Source organism: Floridaenema fluviatile BLCC-F154 (assembly GCF_041929135.1).
Classification (GTDB): Bacteria; Cyanobacteriota; Cyanobacteriia; order Cyanobacteriales; family Aerosakkonemataceae; genus Floridanema; species Floridanema fluviatile.
Map to the genome: position 1 here is coordinate 14,504 of NZ_JBHFNS010000037.1, position 18,660 is coordinate 33,163.

An 18,660-nucleotide genomic window follows, 5' to 3' on the forward strand; every position below is an offset into this window, starting at 1 on the left:
GAAATTACTTCCTTTTTTAGTTAGAGAATTGAAATAAATCTGATTTGCTGGTATTTGCTACATGATTAATTAAGTCTAACCATGCCTTTCGCTGCTGTCTTTCTTGCTCCGGCTTGCCAAATTCATCAGGCCAAATTTGACCGCGTAAAGGTCTAAGGAAATTTTTCCACTCTTCTGAAATGTCCTCTTGACGAATGACGTTATCAACAAACTCTTCTACCATTGCATAGGCTGCCTGACTTGGTTCACAAAGGAATTCTTCTAAGGCAGGTTTGATTCGATTAACTGCTATGTCATAGTCAATTTTGAGAGCTTCTAAAATTTCTTCGGCAGAGGTAGAACTAGAAACTAGCAATGTAGGATTTTGCTGATCATCAACCTGTCTAGATTGACCAGAAGTTGCTGTAATGTTGGTTAGTCCATCTAAATGCTGACGAATTCGATGTAGAATAAGTCCGCGATACGAAAGCTCAAAGTCAGCAATAATTTTAAATCCCTGCTTGAGTTTCCCCAGACGTTCAGGTACTAAGTCGGAGATAGATTTGAAAAAGTTAGAGCCACTTTCATTTGTCAACATTCCCAACCGTCCCTGTTGAGTCAATACCTCAGATACTTGGGATTTTACGTTTTCTATTGATTGCTTTAGTCCTTCATCTAAAGATTGAAAGTTACGCGACAGAAGAACCCGAAGCTCATCTTGATAATCTGCGTAAGCTCTAAAAGGACTGCTGACACTAATCCGTTCATTAATCTCTTCAATCGGACTATCTGATAACAAAATGCCAGCACCTTTTTGGCAAGCTGCAATAGCAGTATCTATTCCAGCTTGTAAGTTATTATCTGGACTTTGACGAGTCAGCCATAGTTCCGATCTTAGTTTCTGGAGAGAGAAAGCGACATCTTTCCACCAACCCTTCTTGTCGTTACCAAATAACTTACTAAATAGCTCTTCAATAGCTTGGTAATCATCTAGATCATCTTGACCAAAAGCAGTTCGTGCCTTGTTTAATTCAGCATCCACTACCTTTTGAATTTCAATTAATCTTTTTTGACAATATGACGCATACTGCTTGTCAAGGTCGGTAATGTTATCGACTAAATAATTGAGAACTAAATCAAGTACTTCATTAGCACTTTCAGGCTTGGAACAATTAGCGATCGTACACTGGACAACATTAATATGCTTGTCCTTTATTGTATCTTTGTGATGCTTACAACCTACAAAGTTATCATCACCAGTAACCAAGTTTAAAACCATAAAAGACCTAGATGCTAAATCCGGCAGTGCCTCCGCAGCAGATTTATATAAGTCTGTATCTTTTTTTTCCCAGCCGTAGCGCAGAGCATCTGGACGACGAACAAAAATAACTAAATCAACCTCTTCTCCCAAAGTTTCTAACATTAGGTTTTCATCACCTAATCTGGTATCTCCCAAACCTGGAACATCGACTAAGGCAATCTTTCCAACTTCGGAATTTTTGAAAGGACAGAATATTTCTACTTGTTGTACTGCTAGATGATTAAAACTGATTAAATCGCCTAGTCCGTTACGCTGCTGGACAATATATTTGGGAATTTCTTCCTTGGGAATTGGTGGTAGTTTTCGCGGTAAACCAGAGTTCAATAAATGTCGATATTGTTGTAGGTTCTGGTGATAATCCCTTTGCAGGTGATCGTACATGGAATTTTTAGTAGCATTACCACTAAGTAAAGGTGGCAAAGGTCTGGCAAAAGCATCTAAGCTAGTTGGTGTAGAACCTAAATTTAGCTCTTTGTAATAAGGGCTAATAACCTCTTCTAGGAAAGACTCTTCTGAATGTATTGTTACTTCAGCATAGGTCTGTCCTTCTTGATGGCAAATTATACTGCGGACAGCTGTGCAAGCTCCCCCTTTCCGAGCCGGAATTTCATCATCAGTAAGTCCACTTAGGCTTTGTAAGAGGGTACTCTTTCCCTGTCCCATCAGTCCTACAACCCCAATATTAAGAGTATCGCGGGAAAAACGCGCCTCAAGTTTGGTCAGTGCTGCTAACTCTTCAGCAATTTGTTGCTGAATTGTTAAAAAATTTATCTCTTTTAGACGAACTGCGACATTTCGATCGTCTACTTGTGCCATCAAGCGATCGCGGCATTCTGCCAAATTCCTCAAATTTGAGGCTAGTGTATTGATATTTTCCTTGACAACCCCTATTTTTTCCTTTAAAGGTCTGCGTTGCTCAATAATACTGGCAATCTTGGCGCTTCGGTTATTGTTCATAAAGTAGCATATTTAACTTTATATCCAGTATTAGTTTACCCAACTCAATATTTAAAATAACTAACCATGAATAACTAACTCTTTAAAGTCCTTACACACACTATCAATGGAAAAATTGTGATAAAAATAACAATTTTCTCATAACTGGTTACGCTACTAACCGAACAAGATTAGTAATAATTTATACGTGCATATCCCAAAACTTTGAGTTAAACATGATCGATCGCACTATCTACAAGCCCATTAGAACTGAGTTGTTATGATTATGTATGTAACCGCAGGGATGAGAAAATGACGATCGCACATCTTCGCAAGCTTGTACAATATGTCACTAATACTAACGGCGAAACAACAAGCGTATTAGTACCTCTAGAAGTTTGGGAAAATCTCCTCCAATCTTGGCAAAATCTAGCAGATCAACTTGAGCAAATTGATGAAGCAGAACCCAAGGAAAAAATACTCGAAGACTTAAAAGATTCACTTCGTCAAACAAAAGCAGGGCAAACTTTCCCTATATCAGAATTATGGGATGAGATTGATGTCTGAAAATCCTGCTATTGAGGTGTCTCCCCATTTTGTTTCCTTACTATTGATTTATTCTAAGTCCGATCGAGCCGATGTAGCGATCGCAGAAATTGAGGATGCTATTGAAGAAGTAATGGAAGAAACCTAAATTTTGGTTAGAAATTATCATTTTTGAAAACGAAAACTTGGAGTTTACTCACTAAATCACCTCCGAAAAAATACTAGACTTTTGCCGAAACAAGGCACAACTGTTCACTGAAATTTCATCGCTGTTTGTCAAAGGTAGCGATAAATTAGCAACCTGAACAGCTGCTATTTATATTTAGCAGCGACATTCGCAAAGGTCGATCGCCAAAAATCACTCATTCTCTAAAAACTTGTAAAGTTATTAAAAATTAATACATAAATTTATCAACTCTTTACTATTTTCTACTGGGCAAAATCCCCAAGATAGTCGATAACTAAATAAGGTGGCTTTTTTAACACACCTAACTATTGTTAAGCCCTAAAAGCAAATTATGATTAACACCGCTCTCAAGATTCCTTTTGTAGACTTAACCCTACAACACGAACCAATTCAAGGTCAAATCGAACAGGCAATCCAAAGTGTACTTCAGAAAGGCGATTTCATTTTAGGAAAAGCCTTAGCCGAATTTGAAACAGCTTTTGCTACAGCTTGCGGTGTACAATACGCAGTTGGAGTAGCTTGTGGAACCGATGCGATCGCACTAGCACTACAAGCCGCTGGCATCAAGCCTGGAGATGAAGTAATCTTACCCGCAAACACCTTTATTGCCACCTTAATCGGCGTGCTCCACGCTCAAGCCACCCCGATTTTAGTCGATTGCGACCCCGAAACCGCATTAATTGACCTCAAAGCCGCCGAAAAAGCCATTACACCCAAAACCAAAGCCATTTTACCAGTCCATCTCTACGGTCAAATGGTTTCGCCCCAACAATTAAAAGATTTCGCCGCTGCCCATAATCTGCTAATTTTTGAAGATGCCGCCCAAGCACATTTAGCCGAAAGAGAAGGTTATATCGCCGGAAGTATTGGTAAAGCAGCCGCTTTTAGCTTTTATCCCAGTAAGAATTTAGGCGCAGTCGGAGATGGGGGTATAGTTGTGACTAACGATCCAGATGTAGCACAGAAATTGCGATCGCTACGCAACTACGGAGCACCACAAAAATATATTCACACAGAACCCGGTACCAACAGCCGTCTAGATACACTTCAAGCCGCCGTACTTAACGTTAAATTACCACACTTAAAACAGTGGAATCTCCAACGCAACACCGCAGCTAAAGAATACGATGTTCTCTTTACTTCGCTAAAAAATAAAGGAATTATCCCGATTCAAAATCAAAGTCAAACCGGACATATTTACCATCTTTACGTCGTTCGGATTACAGAAAACTGCCCCATTAATCGAGAAATCCTGCAAACTAAATTAGCAGATCTCGGCATTCAAACAGGTATACATTATCCCCTACCTTGCCATCTCCAACCAGCCTACAAATATTTAGGCTATAAAGAAGGAGATTTTCCTGTTGCGGAAACTTTAGCCAAACAAATTCTCTCCTTGCCAATGTACCCCGGATTGAGTCAAACTCAAGTTAAGCAAGTTGTAGAAACAATCGAGCAATTATTGGGTGCTAGCTAATAGGTAGTTGGTAATTGGTAATTGGTAGTTGCAAAAATTACCAATTTCCTGACTAATTAACAACAAATGAAAAATCACAAATAACTAATGACGAATCATGCAAACCAAGCTAACACTTCGCCATAAAATTGAAAACAATCTAGTCTTAATTGCCATATCAGCAGTTTTAGCACTGATGTATGTACCGCTACTATTACATTGGTACGAAGGCTGGCTAAAAAAAGATATTGGCATCATTCATGAATATTTCAGTCATGGCTTAATAGGTTTACCTTTTGCTGCTTATATAGTCTGGTTAAATCGGAAAAAATGGCATCGCTTACCCGATAAATTTCATCCTCTAGCAGTCGGTTTTTTAATTGTCGGTGGCGGCTTTTATGTTAGTGGGTTAACTGACTTTGTTAACTTATCATTTCCGCTAATTTTAACCGGGATTTGTTTATGGTTCAAAGGAATTCCTGGCTTAAAGTTACAAGCATTCCCTTTGATATTTGTGTTGTTAGCCACTCCTAACCAAATTCCCTACTTAATTGAACCTTATGCCTTACCATTACAAAGCTTTATTGCTGCTACTGCTGGATTTATTTTGACGCAATTTGGCTTTCCGGTAGTGGTAGAAGAAATTAACTTATATGTCGGTGGGCAAATAGTGGAAGTAGCACCTCACTGTGCCGGGTTGAAAATGCTATTTACCAGTTTGTATGTTGGTTTAATGTTACTTTATTGGACTGGAGTTTGGCGATCGCGCACTCGCAGCATCATCTTTTTAATCAGCGCCGCCTTAATCAGCGTCATCGCCAACATCATTCGCAATACACTACTAACATATTTCCACGGCACAGGAAACGAATCAGCCTTCGCCTGGTTACATGAAGGTAGCGGTGGTGATATCTATTCCGCCTGTATGTTAGGTTTATTAGTCCTACTAATCAACGGCATGGAAAAATTCTTCCCCATTGACTCAGATCAACCAGAAATTACTAATGACTCTGATTCTTAGGAAACAAAGTAATAACTCAAAACTCTCTCCAGGGCGGGTTTTGTTGTTAACTTTTCGGTTGAGAGTATAAATTTAACTGCTAAACCCGCCCCTACAACTCAAAACTCAAAACTTTTTCTTACCGATGTTGATGAAACTCACAAAACAAAATATCAAGCTAAACCAAATTATTTTGCTCCTATTCCTGTTACTTTTACTCTTAGTAGGAGCAGTTCCCGGATACTTGCAAAAACATTGGGCTTGGGAAAAACCATTACCAGTAAAAACCATTTCTCAAATGAGAGAAATTCGGCAAAAAGGACTAGAACTTCCCGGATGGCAAACCAAAAACGTTAAAGAAGTATCAGTCAGTGGAGAGAAATGGTTATATCAAGAAGTGCAACTTAACCCAGAAACCACGGCGATTCTCTTGTTACGTCCGCAAAAAGATGATAAAGATCAACCACAGGTGCAATGGGTCGATGTCAAGGGATTTCAACGTTGGCAAACCGATCGCGATCGCCCCGTACAGTTTACAATACCCCCAACCAGCGAACATCCCCAACCAACCAAAGTCGAAGCCCAATTCTTCCGCGGTTGGAATCGGCAACAAACCTTTGCTGTATTACAATGGTACGCTTGGTACTCTGGAGGCAGCCCAGACCCAGCCAGTTGGTTTTGGTCAGACCAAATAGCCCAATGGCAAGGAAAGCGCGTTCCTTGGATCGCAGTTAGCATCCAAATTCCCATCGAACCCTTGGGCGACATCGAACCAGCATTACCCCAAGCCCAATCTTTGGGACAAGCGGTGCAAACTGCACTCATGTCAAGTTCGCTGCAAAGAAAGAAAAGTTAAAAATTCTGCTCAAATATTAACAAATGACAGGAGTTTTCTTTCCCCAACAATTCAAAGCCCTTTTAATTCTGGGAGTTCACACCAGCAGTACCTTGCTGCTTACCGCTAGTTCTATCCTCTGGTTTGGGCAAAAAAGCTGGGGAAACGAAACAGTAGAACCAGCTTCAACAAACACTTCACCCACAATCGAACCAAATCAAACCCAAAGAATCGAACCAGCCCCCACTCCCTTTACACCCCAATCACCAATCACTATACCAGTAGTTCCCTTTGAACTTCAGGACACACCCCAACCCTTTCGCGTCAATCCCCAATTTCGACCATATCGTTTAGGCCCAGGAGATGTTCTGGCGATTTCCGTACCCAGATTTCCCGAACTTAGCGTCCAAGCAGCAGTAGGCCCAGAAGGAAATATCGTTCTACCACTAGTGGGAAATGTCTCAGTTAGAGGTCTAACTCTGGAAGAAGCTACAGAAAAAATTCGTTCCGGCTACAATCAATTCGTCATCGATCCCGTAGTCACCGTTGGATTAGCCGCACAACGTCCCGTGCAAATCTCCGTCACCGGAGAAGTAGCCCGCCCAGGTCTTTATGCTCTTGGTCTATTACCCCGCGTTCCCACTGCCTTACTCACTGCTGGAGGTACTACCACTCAAGCCGACTTACGACAAGTACTAATTCGTCGTTTTTTGGTAGATGGTTCTTTTATTGAACAAAAAGTAGATTTGTTTACGCCCTTAGCAGCCGGAGAACCAATTCCCGACCTACGTTTAGAAGATGGCGATGCGGTAATTGTGCCAAAACTGCAAGTAGGAACTCTGCAAAATTACAATCGTCAACTAGTAGCTAATTCCAACTTAGTTCAACCAACTATTAGTATTCGGGTGTTGAGTTATCCTAACCAAGCATTAGGTAATATTAATGTTCCCACTGGGAGTAGCTTCTTAGATGCCTTTACTGCTGCTGGGGTGTCACTGGTGGGGACTGACTTAGATAGTGTGGCGGTGATTAGATTCGATCCAGAAAGGGGTAGGGCGATCGTTCGGGAACTCAACGCCAGACGCGCCCTCTTTGGCGATGCTTCCCAAAATATCTTGTTGCAAGATAATGATGTGATCGTTATTGGTCGTAACCTAGTAGGCCGAATTACTTATGCTCTCAACATCTTTACCCAACCTTTCCGCGATATCTTAGGATTTCTCCTCTTTTTCCAAGAATTAACCGATAATGCTACCAATCTGTTCCGTCCAGGCGGGAATAATGGCAACTAAACCGATCGCAAATCCCATAGATAATATAGAGATAATGGTTAGTAAATTAACAAATAAAAATCATCTCAGAAAAACCTTTAAATAAACCTGCAATTCATTATGACTTTACCAATTGTTAAACGCTATTTCATCGCCTTTGACCAACATAAATGGACTGGATTAGTCGCCTGCCTACTAGTGACAGGAGCATCCGTTATAGTAGCGAAACAACCAGTACCCCCAAAAGAATACCGCGCCGAAGGAAGCTTAATTGCCAATCCCCCAACAGTGGTTTTTTCTAAAACAGCAACCGACATCCAACAACCAGTAGCTTCCGCGCAATTAATCAAAAATAACGAAGTAATTACATCAGTAGCTCAGCAAGCCAAGGTAGAAGTTAAAGAATTAGCGAAAAAACTAAATGTTGGTTTACCTAAACCACCAGCAAAGGGCGAGCCAGCACCAACTCCTAGAATGACTATTAGCTACGTCGATACCGATAAAAAACGTGCGGAAAATGTAGTGAACGCAGTACTACAAGAGACAAGTAAGTTCAGTCGCAAAATTAATACGACTCGCTTAATGGCGATTATTAACGAGATTAATAAACGTTTACCGGAAGTTGAAAAAGAACTAAGAGAAGCAGAACGAAATCTGGAACAATATACTAAACGGGAAGGCTCAGTTTTATTAGCCGCCAAAAATGGTAGTTTAGTAAAATCGATTTTGGATAGCCAAGCACAGCAGTCAGCCTTACAACTACAGTTACAAGGAATTGATACTCAAATAGCCAGTTTGCAACAAAGGTTAGGATTAAACCCAGACCAAGCTTATGCTTCTTCTGCGCTTAGTGCTGACCCAATTATTGCTAATTTGCGAGTGCAAATTTACCAAGCCGAATCTCAGCTGGAAATTCTCAAGAAAGATTTGCGACCAAAACACCCCAGCATTATTCAGCTTCAGAAGCAGATAAATTCTTATGAAGAACTGCTCAGACAGCGTGCTAATGAAGTAGTTGGTGGGAATGGAATCGCCGCACCACTGAAAAGTGCTAACGAAGTTCGTCAAGATAGTAATCTCGATCCGGCTAGGCAAGCATTGGCAAATCAACTGGTAGCTTTGCAAACTCAAAAAGAAACTATGCAACAGCAACTAAAGGCTGTAATGCAGCAAGAACAAAGGCTAAGACGGGAATATGCGACGATTCCTAACAAGCAGTTAGAGCAAGCAAGGTTACAGGAAAAACTGCAACTCAGGCAGAATGTCTATAGCCAGATGCAAGCAAGTTTGGCAGATGCTCAAACAGCAGAGGCGGAAACTGTTAGTAGTTGGATTCCAGAGGGAGAGGCGGAAGTTAAACAAATACCGCTAGAAGTCACGAGTCCGATTTTAGTGATTGTGGCTGGAGGTTTTGTCGGAATAATTGTTGGTGGAGCAGTGATTTTCCTTTTGGGCTCTCTGGGTGGCGTATTCCAAACTATGGAGGATATCCGGGCAGCAATGGTGCAACGGGATATGGCTGTGTTGGGAATTTTACCTTATGTGGCAATTACTGACCCAGAATTAGGAGAAACGCCGATTATTTTAGATGCTCATTCGCCTTATCTGGAGCCTTATGAACGGTTACGGACTAATTTGCGTCGTGCTAGCGAAGATCCGGTGAAGGTAATTTTGTTAACTAGCGTGACGAATGAGGAAGGGAAGAGTGTCAGTTCTTATAATTTGGCGATTACTTCTGCCCGTGCAGGTAAGCGGACTTTGATTGTGGAGGCGGATTTAAGATCGCCATCTCTCGCCCGCAGTGTGAAAGTTGCCCCCGATCCTGATGCTTCGATCGAACCTCTACGTTACTACGGTAACTGGAGCGATTGTATCCGTTTGGTGCCAGAGGTGGAAAATTTATACTTGGTTCCCAGTCCTGGGCCAGTAACACAACCAGCTGCTATCCTCGAATCCAGTGAGTTCCGTCGCTTATTAGAAGATGTCCGCGGTCGCTTTGATATGGTGTTTGTTGATGCTCCGGCTTTGAGTCTTTGCAATGATACCTTTGTTTTAGAACCAATGACGGATGGCATTATATTGGTGGCTCGACCGGGCTACACTGTAGAAAGTATGTTCTCGGAAGCAGCTGAGCAATTAACTGAATCGGAAGATTTGACTTTCTTGGGTGGCATTATTAATGGTACGGATATTCCGATCGCCAAAACTCCTCTATTCCCCGAACCAAAATTGATGGTGACAGAACCAGAAACCGAAACTTTAACAGATAAAGAGGAAGCGGAACCGGAAGAAGTCAAAGTACCAACACCTTAAATTAATCCGGGTATAAATTTTTAGCAATCATCGCTAATCAAAACTGTTCATAATGAGATTGATTGCGAGATTGATGGGCAAATAAACCCAGAATTGGCCCTAAAATTGCGCCGAAAATAAAGCCCCCAGCGTGAGCCCAATAAGCGATTCCGCCACTTTCCATGCCTACATTTGCTGGGGCTTGTAAACTAGCAATGCCATAAAATGCTTGTTGAACAAACCAAAGACCGAGGAAAAAGAAAGCCGGAACGTAAAATAAGAAATATCCAAAAAATGTGAGAATTCTAGCATTAGGATATTTGAGAATGTAGGCTCCTAAAACTCCGGCGATCGCACCTGACGCACCTAAAGAAGGAATCCCAGATTGCATGGCAAAAAACCACTGTGCCAGTCCTGCCAATACGCCACAAGCTAAATAGAAAATCAGAAATTTTACATGACCTAAAGCTTCTTCTACATTGTTGCCAAAAATCCAGAGAAATAACATATTACCAATTAAATGGGCAAATCCGGCATGAAGAAATTGCGAACTAACTAAAGTTGCCCATTCTGGTAATGGTTGATCGATCGCTACCCCAGCAAAACTAGCACTTAGTTCTTTTGGTACTATGGCAGCTATATGAAAAAAGCTTTGTAATTGTTGCGGTGGTAAACTCAATTCATATACAAAAGCCAGAATATTAGCAACAATCAACCCATAAGTCACATAAGGAGTGATTACAGTCGGATTCTCATCACGAAGCGGTACCATTGATGCTTTTCCTCGATCGACATTTAGTTGCAGGATATACTACCTTTTGAGGTACTGTCTTCTAACTTCGGGTGAGTAAATGAACCATAAAACGAAAAAATAACCCTTAGAAGGAAAAACCAAACTAAGGGGAAAAACTATTGCCTAAAGTCAAAGCTTATCTAAAATTGCTAACCAAATTAAGCGACTTGACCAATCCTTTACCAACCCTTTTGGGCTTGCTGGAAAACATAAGTAGCTACATCTTCAATTTGCTTATCGGAAAGACGACCACCAAAGGCTGGCATGGCATTTTTGCCTGACTTGACCTGATTAGTAATAGCTTCTAGAGAATTCATGCCATATTTCTCTAAAGCTTCTTTCTTCAGGGTTTTATTAGCCATAATTACATTGTTTCCACCCAAATGACAGGCAGAGCAATTCGCACTAAATATTTTAGACCCGGTAATTGCATCTCCTGCTAGTGCAGAACGACTAAAGGCAAAAGTCAATACTGCTATGGTTAGCAATAAGACTGTGACTAATTTTTTCAAAATGTTTCTCCTTGGCTCAACCTATTCAGCAAGCTTCAAAATTATTGCCCAAGAATATTCTATGCTTCTGGCAAATGCTTTAAGGTTGTCAGGGAGTCTGTATTTATTGCTACTAACTAAGTTGCTAGTGCAGGAAGGCAGAGGGCAGAAAGCAGAAAAGTAAAAGGCTTTTTTATTCAGCTTTTCACCTGTTTTTCACTGCTGAATCATTATCTGCCATGCTGCACTAGTTATTTAAACACAGAATCTTTCTGGTTCAATTTAGCATTAGCTGGAATTTACCAATTTCAGAAACTGGGTTTTTAGCTGCGCCGAGAGTCAAACTCGATCGCTCACAATTCTAGTTACTACCAGATGAAATTGCTATGGTTGGACAATAATTTTGCCAATCATACCTGCACCACGATGGGGTTCACAGTAGTAGGTGTACTCACCAGCAGCCGCATCAGCAGGAAATGTTGCGGCAACTGTTTCACCTGGTTTCATTACCAATTGTTTGTGAGAAAGGGATTTTGATAAATCAGGACTACCAGGGTTTTTAGCAGTATCAAACACTACATTGTGGGGAGGAACTTTGTTGTTTACCCACTCTACAGTGTCTCCTGGTTTGATTGTCACTTTAGCGGGATCGAAGGCTAACATTCCATTATCTGCGCCCATTTTGACTTGAACGGTTGCCGCAGCTGCGGGGGAAGTCATCAAAACGAAGCTACTGGCGACTAATACCATAGTCAAGAATGTTAAACTCAAGCGCCGCCAAATTGCAGTCATAAATTTCATAATCTTCTCCTGAGATTACCATTGAACTTGGTTACCTTAAATTAAAATACCAAGCAAGTGGACAATTATGCTGGAATTATCATAAATTTTGCCAGCAGTTTAAAAAGATGAGTCTGGAATCTGGAATATAGTTAGCCAGATAGAAAAAATCTTTGCCAAATGCCGATTAATTAGGTGATTTAACCTGAGTGTTTCCCACTCAGGGAAAAAGCCAAAAGAAAAAGCTAATTGAGCCATTTTTTCTCTTTCTTTTGACTTTTAATTGTGGACTTTTGTCCTAATAGAAAGCGGCTTTAGTAATAGATTTTGCCACCGCCCCATTTAATGCCGACAATTTTTGGTTGAATCAGAATGTGACCAGCGATCGCTGTGAGATCGTCATCTGTCAGATCGCGCATTTCTGAGAAAATGTCACTACTCTTCATACTAGGGTGAGTTTCTGCGATCTCAACTTCTCCATCATAGGTGGTGGGATTTTTCATAAAATCCACCAAACCTTCGATATTGTTACGGGGTGGAGTTGCCAAAGCCAGGGTTTCTGGTTCTAAACCTATGTTAGGGTCAGTCTTGGTAATTCCACCATTATGACATTGAGAGCAGACCGCATTAAACAAGCGTTTACCTTCCTGTACCTGTTTCTGAGTCAGCACCATCGTATCGCCCTGTGCATTCTTAGGCACTGTGCGGGTTTCTACATCAATTTCTATGGCAAAAGCACTACCTACCACCATTTGAAAGGTGAAGAACAGGGTAGCCACAGCAAGCCAGAAGTATTTTTTTAGCATTGTTCTCCCAAAACAATAAAGGCGAGTGTGATGATTGTGAATTTTATTTAGGGACTCAATCTCAGTGAACTCTAGCCAAACTGTATTGCTAAAACAGTTTGCGCCGAAGCTCAGCATACCAATTATTAGGGTTTGCTGGGTGACTCTGGCTCAGAAGATGTACCCGGATCAACATCGCCTGCTAGAGAAGCTAAATTCTGGTTTTCCGAGAATATATCTTCCTGACGGTTAGTGTCTGACTCTTGGCTATGAGCCATAATTGCGGAAATGATTGCCTTCGCATCCTCCAGAGCCAACTGAGTCTGGGGGTTTTTGTAAGGAATGCCTAATCGATCGCAAATCTGCAACACTTCTGTAACAGCAGTGTCGTAGTCGGCTGCGATTTCGGCTATCGAAAGATTAGCAAAACCCATAGTGGTTTTTTACAAAAGATTGAGTCTCTCTCATAATGATGCCACTGAGCGGTACCTTTTCTAAGCCAGAATTAAAAACTTCCGCTTGAAGCCGGGAGTAGGGCAGGGCTGAGTGATTGTGAATAGAGAAATTTTTGTTAAAATTAGCCCTGTGGCTCTAGTCCCAGTCCCCAGTCCCGCACTCCCTAATCACTGATTTCCTTCCTCTGTTCTTTCAATAGCCTTTTCAGTGCGTTCGTAAGGGTTTTTGGGCTGTTTTTTGGGAAACAAACCGAGCATAAAGTTATTTAGTGTGGTACGAGTTTGTAAGCTGGCATTGCCGATCGGTTGGAAAGGAATGCGATCGCCCAGCAAAACAAACAACAAAAATACCACGATCAGCAGGGGAAATTTAAATTTAGAAAACATAACAACTATTAACTATTTAGTTAATCAAATCTCTTAATTCTATTGTTCCCTCTCCTCCACCCAAAGACCTTATTTTTTCGGTTGATTTAAGGATGAATTTTGCCATCAGGCATTTTGGCTTCTTGAAAGTTAGCGCCTTCAACGTTAGCGCATCCCAGAACATTGAAACTAAGGGCGGCTCCGCGATCGCTTGCTTTTACATTTAAACCTAAGTTAGCACTACGCGGATCGTCATTTGTTGGCGTACTTCCCAATTTAAAACCTAAAGAACCGCCATCATTGTTAGCTCTTAGCCTCAAGCTAATTCCCACACAACCTAAATCAGCACGTTCTAAATTAGCTTTAGTGAAATTAGTTCTTTTTAAGTTAGCATTTCCCAGTTTTGCGCCTTCTAAGTTAGCACCTTCTAGATTTGCGCCTTCCAAGTTTACGCCGCTTAAGTCTGCTCCCTGCAAATTAGCATTTCTTAAATCACATCTAGGACATTCTCTCGTTTCCAGCAATTTTTCTACTCGTTTTTGCGTGTTTAAATAGGAAATAAAGAAATAGGATGTGATTCCCGCACCTAATAAAATTATCAAAACGCTGAGATGCTTAAATTTCATGGCTAAACTAGAAGCTGCTTTGGCTTCTTCAAGTAGTTGATCTTTACTACCAAAGTTTCGGCTTCCGATCCGGAACTTTTACATAAGCTTAAGTAAAAATTCGTAATTGTCTCAGTAAAATCCCCGAACTAGTCAATTTTCAGTTGCTAATTTAGCAAGATTTTCACCTGTAACTCGACAAATTCGCCAGTCTGGTAAAACATCAGCACCCATGCGTTGATAAAAGCCGATCGCAGGTGCATTCCAATCTAAAACACTCCATTCTAAACGACCACAATCCCGTTCAACTGCTAATTTAGCTACATGAATAAGTAATGATTTCCCAATACCTTGGTGACGGTATTCTGGTAACACAAATATATCTTCTAAATATATTCCTGGTTTAGTTAAAAAGGTAGAATAGTTGGGAAAAAATAAAGCAAAACCTACTGCTTTTCCATCTAATTCAGCTAATATGGCTTCGGCGTAAATGCGATCGCCAAATAAATGAGATTCTAAATCTACAATATTCCCTGTAACTGCATGAGTTAACTTTTCGTATTCCGCCAAACCTTTAATTAATTGAAATAAAGTTGGTACATCGGCGGGAGTTGTCGATCGCAAAATCAAATTTGTCATTGCTAATAGGTAATAGGTGATTGGTGAACCAAAGCTACTTTTAAGCATCACCTATTTTACCAGAAACTAGTCAAACAAATCTAGATCCCCAACTTTCAAGAAGTCGGGGATCTGAATACATTTAAATTTATTTCAACCAACTTTTGAGGCGCTGAGCAATTTGCGGACGGCGTAATTTCCGCATTGCTTTACTTTGAATTTGGCGCACCCGTTCGCGAGATAAATTGTACAAATTACCCACTTCTTCTAAAGTGCAAGGTTCGCTAGTTGTCAAACCGTATCGCAAAGAAATTACATCTTTTTCTCGCGGAGTAAGAACATCACCTAACACAGACCAAATTTCCTGACGTAACATAGTATCATTCATTTGTTCTTCAGGAGATTGGGTATCGCTATCTTCTAACAAATCCACCAATTCTGTATCTTCTTCTCTGCCAACGCGGTGGTTTAAAGAAAGCGATCGCCTGCGTAACTGTTGTAACTGATGTAAATGTTCCAGGGAAATATCTAACGCTTTAGCTATTTCTGCTTCTGTGGGATTTCTTCGCAATTGTTGCTTGAGTTCCCGTTGAATTTTTTTCAGTTTATTCAGTTTTTCGACTATGTGAATTGGCAAGCGAACTGTTCGCGCATCATTGGCGATCGCTCTCGTAATCGCTTGGCGAATCCACCAATAAGCATAAGTAGAAAACTTATAACCTTTATCGGGATCGAACTTTTCCGTAGCTCGATTTAATCCCATTGCACCTTCTTGAATTAAATCCAAGAATTGCACTCCTCGATTTAAATAACGTTTGGCGATCGACACAACTAATCGTAGATTAGAGCGAATCATTTTCCGTTTCGCCACTTTTCCTTGATACAAACGTTGCTCTAATTGACGCTCCGTTAATCCCAATCTTGCTGCTATCTCTGATACCGTTGGATACTTACCCGATTCTTGATGCAAACTTCTTTGTAATTCATCTACAGTTACTAAGAATTGCACTCGCTTTGCTAAATCTACTTCCTCTTTTGGTTTCAGTAGAGGATACCGCGCCATTTCCTTAAAGAAAGCCCCCACCGAATCATCCGAATTCATCTTATGATAACCCGATGTCGGATAAGACTCTATTTCCTCAACTTCAGTTGTTTCTTCTGCGGTAGAAGCTTCGGCTTCACTATTAACTAAATCAACATCTGAAGGTTCGGTATTGATATCATTTTCTACATCAGTATCAGTATTGACATCATTATCGACATCAGGTTTGATGGTTAATGGTTGGGTTTCCGGCAAATCTAACTCGGTGATATTCATAAGCAAGCTCTTTTTCTAATTTTGTTAAAGCCACAGTTTTACAACCAACGTTTCCTGGAATACATTTCGCTCATATATCTACACAAATCGCCCCCTGATTGTGAATGAAACTACTGTGATTTCTTTAGAAAGATTTAAGATTTTGTCTTTTCGACTATTGTAATCTGGTCAACCGAAGGTTGCCAGTTTTTGTACTTGTTGCTTGGTGAACATACTGCAAATTGAGGAATACTTTATTAGACTACCGCAAGTGTTTTTTCTCATTGTTTTCCCAGCTACAAAATAACAACGTGGACGCTTTTAGCTTCAGATAAACCTTGGTGACACTTGTTACGAATCCTTTTCTGTGACTCCATTGCTGAACTGCTCAACAAAACTTTGTAAAAATTTTTGATTGCGATTACAGCATCTCATGTAACATGGAACTTTGCTCTCTACCAATGGGTGTAAAATTACCGTCTTGCCAAAGAAAGAAACCGCTTTAGTTTTGTGATTTACTATTGCTAGGAAATTAGAGCGAGAGGCAGTTTTCAGTTGAAAAAACCTATCATTAGGTGGATAAGATTAAGGAAAAGCTAAAACTAGCAAATTATATGGATGAGCTAAATTGATTGCTAAATTTGCCGTTTATTCCCTCAGAAAATAAGCTTTTACTGAGGCAGAAAAAGTTAGTTTCTAGGCGAAATCGGAGGGTTAGATAAGCGAGATTAACACAGCAGGTTTTTAGCTCTTAGTGTCTAAGTCTTAGTTTTTAGCCATCAAAATCAGCTGTTGGCTCGGTAGAATAAACAGGTTAAGTATCGATCGCTCCCCAAAACTGAAGTACTGGGTGTTTCACAATATGTCTCATCCCCATTGGCAATTTTCCCCGATATTAGCCGAGCCAAAAGTAACTTACGAAACTACTACTCCGAGAAATAGATGGGTAGAGGTATTAGTAGATTCTCCCGCAACACAGTCAGACTCACAAAACCAAAAGTTGTACACTTACAGGTTGCCAGAAGATTTACAAGTAGAACCTGGGGATATTTTGAGCGTGCCCTTCGGGGCGCAAGTCTTGGGTGCGATCGCCATTCGGTTACTAGAACACCCACCAGGAAATTTAGCTGCCGAGAAAATACGGGATATTGAGGAAGTTGTCGCCTCCGGGTTTTTTCCGACTAACTACTGGGAATTACTGAAAAGGATATCTACGTATTATTACACACCTTTAATCCAAGTAGTGCGGGTAGCCCTACCCCCTGGATTACTGACGCGATCGCAAAGACGCATTCGCCTGCTCCCGGAAGCTATTCCCCCAGGCGCAGCCACATTCCTCAACCTATCGGCGCGACGCATCTTAGAACTATTGCAAACAGCCAAAACCGGAGATTACACTTGGCAATATCTTCAGTCAAAAGTTAGAGGCGGAAAACAAGGACTGCGCGAACTACTAAAAAGAGGCTGGGTAGAAAGTTACTTAGAAACACCCAGACACGCCCAACCAAAACAAAAACAAGCAGTCACCCTCATCGCAGAAATTGACCAAACCAATCTCACACCTCGACAATTAGAAATATTGAGTATATTACAGCGTCAAGGTGGAGAATTGTGGCTCAGTGAATTATTGCAGCTTTCTCAAACCAGTAGTTCCACCCTCAAAGCATTAGAAAAAAAGGGTTACATTACCATTCAGGAACGGGAAATTTTGCGATCGCTAAAAGAACCAGCACAAACACCCGACAGCGCCAAAACCTTAACCCCCGAACAAGCAGCAGCTTTAAACACAATTAACAACTTACCTGGATTCGCCCAAGTCTTATTGCATGGCGTAACAGGTTCCGGGAAAACCGAAGTATACTTACAAGCGATCGCCCCAATTTTAGAACAAGGAAAATCCGCCCTAGTTTTAGTTCCAGAAATCGGACTAACGCCACAGTTAACCGATCGATTTCGCGCCCGCTTCGGCAGCAAAGTCTGCGTCTACCACAGCGCCCTCTCCGAAGGCGAACGTTACGACACCTGGCGACAAATGCTAGCAGGCGAGCCCCAAGTAGTCATCGGTACCCGTTCCGCAGTCTTCGCCCCCCTCCCCAAACTCGGTTTAATCATCCTCGACGAAGAACACGACAGCAGCTTCAAACAAGACACCCCAGCACCCACCTACCACGCCCGCACCGTCGCCAAATGGCGTGCAGAACTAATCAACTGTCCCCTAATTTTAGGTTCCGCCACTCCCTCCTTGGAAAGTTGGATCGAAGTCAGAGGAAGTGGGGAGATGGGGAGCCGAGGGGCAGAGGAGCAGAGGGGCCGAGGGGCCGAGGAGCCGCGGCCCCGACGGGCCGAGGGGCCGAGGGGCCGAGGGGCAGAGGAGCAGAGGGGCAGAGGAGCAGAGGGGCAGAGGGGCAGAGGGGCAGAGGGGCAAGAGAACTCTTCAACTCAAAACTTCCCCAGTCCCCAGTCCCCCGTACCCACTACCCAGACCCCACGACCCCCTCCCCCATCCCCCCACACCCCCCCCCCCACACCCCCCAAAAAATCACAAAAAAAAAAAAAAAAAAAAAAAGATATAATATTTTTTTTAAAAAATTATATATTAAAAAAAAAAAAACAAGAAAAAGAAAAAAAAAAAAAAAATATAAAAAAA

General features: G+C 41.4%; 17 protein-coding genes and 1 pseudogene. 8 read left to right on the forward strand and 10 right to left on the reverse strand.

All coding sequences use genetic code 11. The features are described 5' to 3' along the window. Positions 1 to 16: 16 nt before the first annotated feature. Entirely contained in the window at positions 17 to 2,257 is a 2,241-nt protein-coding gene (locus ACE1B6_RS08420; RefSeq protein WP_413256807.1) for a dynamin family protein, read from the reverse strand. Between the two features lie 291 nt (positions 2,258 to 2,548). Between ACE1B6_RS08420 and ACE1B6_RS08425 the strand changes: the two genes are divergently transcribed. The 7 genes from ACE1B6_RS08425 to ACE1B6_RS08455 all read left to right on the forward strand — a co-directional run bounded on the left by ACE1B6_RS08425 (position 2,549) and on the right by ACE1B6_RS08455 (position 9,844). After that, positions 2,549 to 2,803 carry a hypothetical protein gene (locus tag ACE1B6_RS08425; RefSeq protein ID WP_413256808.1) on the forward strand — a complete coding sequence of 85 codons (255 nt, stop codon included), beginning with the start codon at positions 2,549 to 2,551 and terminating at the stop codon, positions 2,801 to 2,803. Beyond that, positions 2,796 to 2,930 carry a hypothetical protein gene (locus tag ACE1B6_RS08430; protein ID WP_413256809.1) on the forward strand — a complete coding sequence of 45 codons (135 nt, stop codon included), beginning with the start codon at positions 2,796 to 2,798 and terminating at the stop codon, positions 2,928 to 2,930. Before ACE1B6_RS08425 ends, ACE1B6_RS08430 begins: the two co-directional genes overlap by 8 nt. Positions 2,931 to 3,300: 370 nt before the next feature. Next, on the forward strand, positions 3,301 to 4,446 hold the full coding sequence (locus ACE1B6_RS08435; protein WP_413256810.1) for a DegT/DnrJ/EryC1/StrS family aminotransferase: 1,146 nt from the start codon (positions 3,301 to 3,303) through the stop codon (positions 4,444 to 4,446). 97 nt (positions 4,447 to 4,543) lie between these two features. Next, a complete protein-coding gene (gene crtB / locus ACE1B6_RS08440) occupies positions 4,544 to 5,446 on the forward strand; it encodes a cyanoexosortase B (RefSeq protein ID WP_413256811.1) in 903 nt (300 codons plus the stop codon). A 130-nt stretch (positions 5,447 to 5,576) separates the two neighbouring features. Continuing rightward, positions 5,577 to 6,281 (forward strand): cyanoexosortase B system-associated protein, encoded by a 705-nt coding sequence (locus tag ACE1B6_RS08445; RefSeq protein WP_413256812.1) that lies wholly within the window; start codon positions 5,577 to 5,579, stop codon positions 6,279 to 6,281. A 23-nt stretch (positions 6,282 to 6,304) separates the two neighbouring features. Next, positions 6,305 to 7,552, forward strand: a complete 1,248-nt coding sequence (locus ACE1B6_RS08450; protein ID WP_413256813.1) for a polysaccharide biosynthesis/export family protein — start codon at positions 6,305 to 6,307, stop codon at positions 7,550 to 7,552. Between the two features lie 99 nt (positions 7,553 to 7,651). Next, complete coding sequence (locus ACE1B6_RS08455; protein WP_413256814.1) at positions 7,652 to 9,844, forward strand: GumC family protein; 2,193 nt, start codon at positions 7,652 to 7,654, stop codon at positions 9,842 to 9,844. Between the two features lie 37 nt (positions 9,845 to 9,881). Here ACE1B6_RS08455 and ACE1B6_RS08460 read toward each other — a convergent pair whose 3' ends face one another. The 9 genes and pseudogenes from ACE1B6_RS08460 to ACE1B6_RS08500 all read right to left on the reverse strand — a co-directional run bounded on the left by ACE1B6_RS08460 (position 9,882) and on the right by ACE1B6_RS08500 (position 16,034). Further along, on the reverse strand, positions 9,882 to 10,595 hold the full coding sequence (locus ACE1B6_RS08460; RefSeq protein WP_413256815.1) for a rhomboid family intramembrane serine protease: 714 nt from the start codon (positions 10,593 to 10,595) through the stop codon (positions 9,882 to 9,884). Between the two features lie 200 nt (positions 10,596 to 10,795). Then, positions 10,796 to 11,128, reverse strand: a complete 333-nt coding sequence (gene petJ, locus ACE1B6_RS08465; protein ID WP_413256816.1) for a cytochrome c6 PetJ — start codon at positions 11,126 to 11,128, stop codon at positions 10,796 to 10,798. Positions 11,129 to 11,491: 363 nt separating this feature from the next. After that, positions 11,492 to 11,908, reverse strand: a complete 417-nt coding sequence (gene petE, locus ACE1B6_RS08470) for a plastocyanin (protein WP_413256817.1) — start codon at positions 11,906 to 11,908, stop codon at positions 11,492 to 11,494. 293 nt (positions 11,909 to 12,201) lie between these two features. Then, positions 12,202 to 12,693, reverse strand: a complete 492-nt coding sequence (psbV, locus tag ACE1B6_RS08475; protein ID WP_413256818.1) for a photosystem II cytochrome c-550 — start codon at positions 12,691 to 12,693, stop codon at positions 12,202 to 12,204. 251 nt (positions 12,694 to 12,944) lie between these two features. After that, positions 12,945 to 13,106: pseudogene (locus ACE1B6_RS30050) on the reverse strand (translation initiation factor IF-2); the annotation flags it as partial. A gap of 189 nt (positions 13,107 to 13,295) precedes the next feature. Further along, on the reverse strand, positions 13,296 to 13,514 hold the full coding sequence (locus ACE1B6_RS08485; protein ID WP_413256820.1) for a hypothetical protein: 219 nt from the start codon (positions 13,512 to 13,514) through the stop codon (positions 13,296 to 13,298). Positions 13,515 to 13,600: 86 nt separating this feature from the next. Then, positions 13,601 to 14,119 (reverse strand): pentapeptide repeat-containing protein, encoded by a 519-nt coding sequence (locus tag ACE1B6_RS08490; protein WP_413256821.1) that lies wholly within the window; start codon positions 14,117 to 14,119, stop codon positions 13,601 to 13,603. Positions 14,120 to 14,251: 132 nt separating this feature from the next. Beyond that, positions 14,252 to 14,737, reverse strand: a complete 486-nt coding sequence (locus ACE1B6_RS08495; protein WP_459562989.1) for a GNAT family N-acetyltransferase — start codon at positions 14,735 to 14,737, stop codon at positions 14,252 to 14,254. Between the two features lie 127 nt (positions 14,738 to 14,864). Beyond that, on the reverse strand, positions 14,865 to 16,034 hold the full coding sequence (locus ACE1B6_RS08500) for an RpoD/SigA family RNA polymerase sigma factor (protein ID WP_413256823.1): 1,170 nt from the start codon (positions 16,032 to 16,034) through the stop codon (positions 14,865 to 14,867). Positions 16,035 to 16,875: 841 nt separating this feature from the next. On the opposite strand from ACE1B6_RS08500, the gene priA reads away from it, so the two are divergent. Next, on the forward strand, positions 16,876 to 18,660 hold a 1,785-nt coding region (gene priA, locus ACE1B6_RS08505; protein ID WP_413256824.1), incomplete at its 3' end, for a replication restart helicase PriA.